Here is a 1,100-nt window from a genome sequence, read left to right as displayed (position 1 = left end):
TCCCATCCCCGACCCCCGCCGTCCCATCCACGAGAGGTCCCCACCATGCCCGTCCACGTCTACCTCGCCGGCGTCGAGGTCTTCGCCCCCGACGCCCGCGAGCGGGCCGAGCGCACGCGCGAGCTCTGCCGCCGCTACGGACTCGAGCCGATCTCGCCCCTCGACAAGGGCGACGTCACCGAGAAGAGCGGAGCCGGGGCCGGCAGCACCGCTCTCGCCGACGCGATCTACGCGAAGAACATCGCCCTCATCGAGCGGGCGGACGTGATCGTCGCCGACCTCAACCACTTCCGCGGACCCGAGCCCGACTCGGGCACCTCCTTCGAGGTCGGCTACGCGGTCGGCCGCGGGAAGCCGTCCTACGTCCACTCCGCCGACGGCGACACCGCGGTCGACCGCGTGCGCGCCTTCCACGGCCCGGTCACGGCGACTCCGACCGGCTACGTCGACGCCGAGGGCATGTCGGTCGAGGACTTCGGCTCGCCGTTCAACCTCATGCTGTCCTCCTCGAGCACCGTCGTCCGCGGCGATCTCGAGGCGTGTCTGGCCCGGGTCGCAGCGGATGTCGAGGCCGGCGTGCTCGCGGGAACGACCTCGAGCGTCCGATGACCGGGAGGACCGCCGTCGACCCGTTCTCGAGCATCCCCGGACTGCTCCGCGCCCTGGAGTCCCGCGAGGTCTCGGCTGTCGAGGTGGCCGCCGACCGGGTCGCCGCCCTCGACGCGCAGACCGGGACGGTCGTCGCCTGGGATCCGGAGGCGGTGCTCGTCGCGGCGCGGTCCGTCGACGACCGGCGCAGGAGGGGCGAGCCGCTCGGGCCTCTCGCCGGGGTGCCCCTGACCGTCAAGGACTCCTTCGAGGTCCGCGGCCTCCCTGGCAGTGCCGGCACGACCGGCACGCTCCACGTGTCGCGGCAGGACGCGCCCGCGGTCGCCGCCCTGCGCGCGGCCGACGCGATCCTCCTCGGCAAGACGAACGTGCCTCCGCTCCTCGACTCCTACGACACGGTGAACGACCTCTACGGCCGCGCCGCCAATCCCTGGGGATCGGGCCGCTCGGCGGGGGGATCGTCGGGCGGCCCGATCCCCAGGGATTGGCGG

At 73.6% G+C, this 1,100-nt stretch carries 2 protein-coding genes; both read left to right on the top strand.

What is annotated here, in order from left to right:
• Positions 1-609 (top strand): nucleoside 2-deoxyribosyltransferase (locus tag NB037_RS19315; RefSeq protein WP_251948686.1); only part of this gene is annotated, 609 nt, incomplete at its 5' end.
• A partial coding sequence (locus tag NB037_RS19310) for an amidase family protein (RefSeq protein WP_251948684.1) occupies positions 606-1,100 on the top strand: 495 nt, incomplete at its 3' end. The genes NB037_RS19315 and NB037_RS19310, both read left to right, overlap by 4 nt.

The sequence above is a fragment of the Rathayibacter rubneri genome, assembly GCF_023743255.1.
Classification (GTDB): domain Bacteria; phylum Actinomycetota; class Actinomycetes; order Actinomycetales; family Microbacteriaceae; genus Rathayibacter; species Rathayibacter rubneri.
This window is presented reverse-complemented; position numbering and strand designations above follow the sequence as displayed.